The sequence below is a fragment of the Planctomycetia bacterium genome, assembly GCA_034440135.1.
In the GTDB taxonomy this organism is placed as follows: Bacteria; Planctomycetota; Planctomycetia; order Pirellulales; family JALHLM01; genus JALHLM01.
The window spans coordinates 1-4,862 of the sequence record JAWXBP010000070.1; the positions used below are offsets into that span (position 1 = coordinate 1).

At 62.2% G+C, this 4,862-nt stretch carries 3 protein-coding genes and 2 pseudogenes; all 5 read left to right on the forward strand.

Going from position 1 to position 4,862, the window contains the following annotated elements:
* Positions 1–1,173, forward strand: a pseudogene (locus SGJ19_03865) (IS66 family transposase).
* Positions 1,174–1,328: 155 nt separating this feature from the next.
* Complete coding sequence (locus SGJ19_03870; GenBank protein ID MDZ4779372.1) at positions 1,329–2,591, forward strand: site-specific integrase; 1,263 nt, start codon at positions 1,329–1,331, stop codon at positions 2,589–2,591.
* On the forward strand, positions 2,588–3,367 hold the full coding sequence (locus SGJ19_03875) for a tyrosine-type recombinase/integrase (protein MDZ4779373.1): 780 nt from the start codon (positions 2,588–2,590) through the stop codon (positions 3,365–3,367). The genes SGJ19_03870 and SGJ19_03875 overlap by 4 nt, the downstream gene beginning before the upstream one ends.
* A gap of 164 nt (positions 3,368–3,531) precedes the next feature.
* Complete coding sequence (locus SGJ19_03880) at positions 3,532–4,539, forward strand: tyrosine-type recombinase/integrase (GenBank protein ID MDZ4779374.1); 1,008 nt, start codon at positions 3,532–3,534, stop codon at positions 4,537–4,539.
* A gap of 167 nt (positions 4,540–4,706) precedes the next feature.
* A pseudogene (locus SGJ19_03885) lies at positions 4,707–4,862 on the forward strand (transposase domain-containing protein).

Consider the following 4,862-nt stretch of genomic DNA (forward strand, 5'->3'; position numbering starts at 1 on the left):
AAGCGCAGCGAGCAGGTAGAGGGGCTGCAGCGGAGCCTCCTCGAGGAGTCGATCGACGAGGAATTCGAGGCGATCGCGACCGAGCTCGAGGAGCTGAAGGCCGCTCCGGCGGATCGGCCGAAAGGCATCCCGAAACGCGCGGCGCTGCCGAAGGAGCTGCCACGGATCGAGATCCGCCACGAGCCTGACTCGACGGTCTGTGGCTGCGGTTGTGCGCTCAAACGCATCGGCGAGGACACCAGCGAGAAGCTCGACTTCATCCCCGGCATCCTGCAGGTCGAGCGGCACATCCGCGGCAAGTGGGTCTGCGAGCGCTGCGAGACGCTGATCCAGGCGCCGGTGCCGCCCTCGGTGATCGACAAGGGCATCCCGACGGCGGGTCTCGTGGCCCAGGTGCTGGTCGCGAGATATGCCGACCATCAGGCGCTGTACCGTCAGGAAGAGGCCTTCGGCCGAGCCGGCTTCCCGATCCCGTGCTCGACGCAGGGCCAGTGGGTCGGCGTAAGCGGCGTGAAGCTCACGCCGCTGCATGAGGCGATGAAGGCACTGCTACTCAAGCGCTCGGTGCTGCATGCCGATGAGACGCCGCTGCCGATGCTCAAGCCGGGCCTGAAACGCACGCATCGCAGTTACCTTTGGGCTTACGGGACGACGGCCTTCGACCCGCAGCAGATCGTCGTCTACGACTTCGCCGAAGGTCGCGGCGGCGAGCATGCGCGAGCGTTCCTCGGCGACTGGCGAGGTGCGCTCGTCTGCGACGACTACGGGGGCTACGACGCGCTGTTCCGCGACGGCGTGATCGAGGTCGGGTGCATGGCGCACGCGCGGCGCAAGTTCCACGCGCTGCATGTGAACCATCAGAGCGAGATCGCCGCCGAGGCGCTCGAGCTCTACGGCGCGCTCTATGGCGTCGAGCGCGAAGCGAAGGAACTCGCGCTCGATGCATAAGGGCGGCGGGAACTGCGACAGCGCAAGGCAAAGCCCGTGGCGGAGGCGCTGCAGGCATGGCTCGAGCGCAAACTCGCCCAGGTGCCGGAGGGCTCGGCGACCGCCAAGGCGATCCTCTACAGCCTGCGCCGCTGGCCGGCGCTGACGCGTTACCTCGACGACGGCGATCTGCCGATCGACAACAACTGGGTCGAGAGCCGCATCCGCCCGATCGCGCTCGGCCGCAATTATCCTCAGCTCTCGATTATGCACGGTTGCACTTCAGCGCGAGCGAGTCGGGGCAATTTTAATAGTCGTTTTGAGGTGCGGGCTGCGTAAGTTGCCGTGCATAACTTCGAGTGCTCTCCTTCCGGTGTTCTACCACCCGAAGGAGTGCCGACATGTCCGATCTTGCCAAGCCGAGACTTACGCGCGCTACCCACGACTGGTTTTCGGGATCACCGCTGGAGTCCACCGCTGACGCCTACGTTCAGCATCTTGTTGACCTTGGTTACGCGCCCGGATCGATTCGAAGCTATGTAGTGACTATCGCGCATTTCGCGCATTGGCTCGTTGCGAGTCGTTTTGTCCTTACTGATATTGATGAGACGACGGTTGATGGTTTCATCGACCGGCATTTGCCGCATTGCCGATGTGCGCTGTGTCTACCTCGATTGCGTCATTACGTGCGACCGGCGCTAAGGCATCTGTTGAAGATGCTTCGCACAGCTCGGTTGATTCCGCCACAGTTGTCGACCGACCCACCTGCAATCAGTCACGACCTGTGCGAGTTCGAACGCCATATGACGGAGGTGCGCGGACTGGTCCCTGTAACGTGCAATGTACGGGTAACTCGCGTGCGTGCATTCTTACTCGACCGATTCGGCGTACGCCCTATTCGCCTCAGTTCTCTGCGGCGACAAGATGTGATCGGATTCTTCGCCAAGTCTACCGCCAACTGGAAGCCCTCATCCAAGCAGGGCATGGCTGACGCGCTGCGCAGCTATTCTCGCTTCGAGGCCATTTCAGGCGAGCCAACAACCACGCTGAGCGCCGCGATTCCTCGGATTGCGCAGTGGCGACTCGCGACTTTGCCAAAATCCTTATCACCGTCCGAACTCACACGGCTTCTGCTCGCGTTTGATCGCACGTGCGCGACGGGCAAGCGCGACTACGCAATCACCCGATGCTTCGCGGATCTGGGCCTGCGCACGGCAGAGGTTGCGCGGCTGGAGTTGGGTGATATCGATTGGCTCGCGGGCACGCTGCGCATTCGCGGCAAGGGGCGGCGCGTGGACACACTGCCGTTGCCGTCCACGACAGGCCAAGCCATCGTGGCCTACCTACAGCATGGCCGCCCCGATTCGGGCGCGCGCGCTCTCTTCCTGCGTCACCGACCGCCGGTCGGTCAGCCGGCCACGCGTTGTATCGTGCGCAGCGCAGTGCGATACGCAGCTGCACGCTGCGGGCTCGAAGCCCGTGTCGGTGGCCCACATGTACTGCGCCATTCCGTCGCCACCCGACTCGTGCAGGGCGGAGCCACACTCAAAGAGATCGCCGATGTGCTGCGTCATCGCTGTCTTGTCACCTCGGCGATCTACGCCAAGGTCGATCTGCCGACGCTGTCGCGCGTGGCCATGCCATGGCCTGGAAGCCGCTCATGAACGCTCAACGTACCATGAGATCGAAGGTTCAAGCGTATCTCGCCGAGCGTCGCCTGGCCGGTTTCGATCTGAGCATCGACGCCCAGCAACTCGCGCGGTTTGCTCGCTTCACCGACGATACCGGCTACCGCGGAGCCCTCACCGTCGCCATTGCCAGTCGCTGGGCGCTTGCGTCAGAACATGGACGGCGTCTGGCCGCCGCGCGCCGTGTCGAAGTACTGCGCGGCTTTGCTCGATACTGCCTCTCATTTGAGCCTGGCACTGAGATTCCGCCACGGCTCCTCTTTGGCCCCAGTCATCGACGCCTCACGCCGCATATCTACACGGTCGCTGAGATCCGCACCTTGCTTCACGCAGCGTCGACCTTGACACCCGTCGGCGGTCTGTGCGCGGCAGCATGCGCCACGCTATTTGGGCTCATTGCTGCCACGGGCTTGCGCATCTCGGAAGCGGCCGGATTGAAGCGCGCCGACGTCGATCTGCCGCGCAAGTGTCTGCACGTCCGAGAGGGCAAATACCACAAGTCGAGATTCGTTCCGCTACATTCGACGACCGCCCAGGCGCTGCAACGTTATGCCCGGCGACGCGATCTCGATCCGCTGACTCATGATCGTGACGACTTCTTTGCCTTCGACTATGGCCGCGCCGCGAGCGCCCAAAATATTCATCACGCCTTCAAGGTTCTGCGCCGACAGCTCGGCTGGAGCGCCCGCGGCGCTCATCGCCTGGTTCGCATTCATGATCTTCGTCACACGTTTATCACCCGTCGTCTCTAACGCTGGTACCAAGACGGCGACGACATTGAACGCAACATCCTGGCTCTCTCCACTTACGTGGGGCACGCCCACGTCACCGATACCTATTGGCATGTCACCGCTACGCCTGAACTCATGGCAATCGCGGCCAACCGACTCCCGCCGCTCCCATCAGGAGTTGCCCCATGAAAACCAACGCAATGACGCCCAAGCTCGGACCCGTGCTGCAACAGTTCTTCGTCGAACGCCTGATGCAGCAGCGCCGTGCCAGCGGCTGTACGGTGGCAGCCAACCGCGATTGCTTTCGATTGCTACTCGGCCATGCCCAACAGCGCCTTGGCAAACGACCGTCAGACATTGCCCTGCAAGACATCAATGCCGCACTGGTACTCGACTTCCTGAGTGACCTGGAGAAGCGCCGCCATAACAGCGCTCGCACTCGCAACGCGCGCTTTGCCGCCATCCGATCCTTTATGCACTACGCGGGTCTCAAGGAACCGGCGGCCTTGGCGGTAACTCAGTCCGTACTGGCGATTCCGATGAAGCGATTCGACAGACCGCTCATCGGATTTCTCACGCGTGAGCAGATTGAAGCAATCATCGGCGCACCAGATGCCAAGACCTGGACTGGACAGCGTGATCGCGTGATGTTCACAACACTCTACAATACCGGCGCACGCGTCTCCGAACTCATCGGTATGCGGGTCTGCGATTTCCAGTTCGGCAGCAGTGCCGCCATGCTGATTCATGGCAAAAGTCGCAAGGAGCGCTCCGTGCCGTTGTGGGCCAACACCGCAGCCCTGATTCGCCAGTGGCTTCGCGCGTCACCGCGAGCACTCGAAGACCCGATGTTTCCAAACCGATCTGGCACGCCGCTGACCCGCACCAGTGTCGCCGAGCGCTTGCAGCTGGCCGTCACAATCGCCACCACGACTCACCCCGAACTCACCAAACACCGGGTCACTCCGCATATATGGCGTCACTCAATCGCCATGCATCTGCTTCAAGCCGGTGTAGACATTACCGTGATCGCGCTCTGGCTCGGACATGAGAGCACGGCAACCACTCACATGTATGTCGAAGCCGACTTGGCGATGAAGGAACGGGCACTGAGTCGGCTCCCAGCCCCGCACGGCACACGGCATCGCTATCGACCGCCAGATCGCGTGTTGAACTTCCTTCAGACCTTGTAATTATGCACGGCATCGCACCACTGGATTTCACCGCCTACGCAAACGTCGATCATCGTCTTGTCAGGCAATTGCCTGCGGCCTGTGATCGGCGTGTACGCTTCCTTGATCGATCCCACCAATGGTAACCGTGCATAATCGAGAGCTGAGGATAATTCCTGTTATGAAAAGCTTTGCATAACAGGAACAACTGGCTCTTCGCCGGCTCCGCTCGCGCGGGCCGTCGAGCGGCGGTCGTGATGAGCCTGATCCAGAGCGCCCGGCTCAACGGCCATGATCCTTACGCGTACCTGCGCGACGTCCTCGAGCGGCTGCCGCTCACGCCC

Excerpts from the sequence above, each read along its gene's own strand:
- SGJ19_03870 (MDZ4779372.1), top strand. The coding sequence starts at position 1,329 with ATGTCCGATCTTGCCAAGCCGAGACTTACGCGCGCTACCCACGACTGG.
- SGJ19_03875 (MDZ4779373.1), top strand. The coding sequence starts at position 2,588 with ATGAACGCTCAACGTACCATGAGATCGAAGGTTCAAGCGTATCTCGCC.
- SGJ19_03880 (MDZ4779374.1), top strand. The coding sequence starts at position 3,532 with ATGAAAACCAACGCAATGACGCCCAAGCTCGGACCCGTGCTGCAACAG.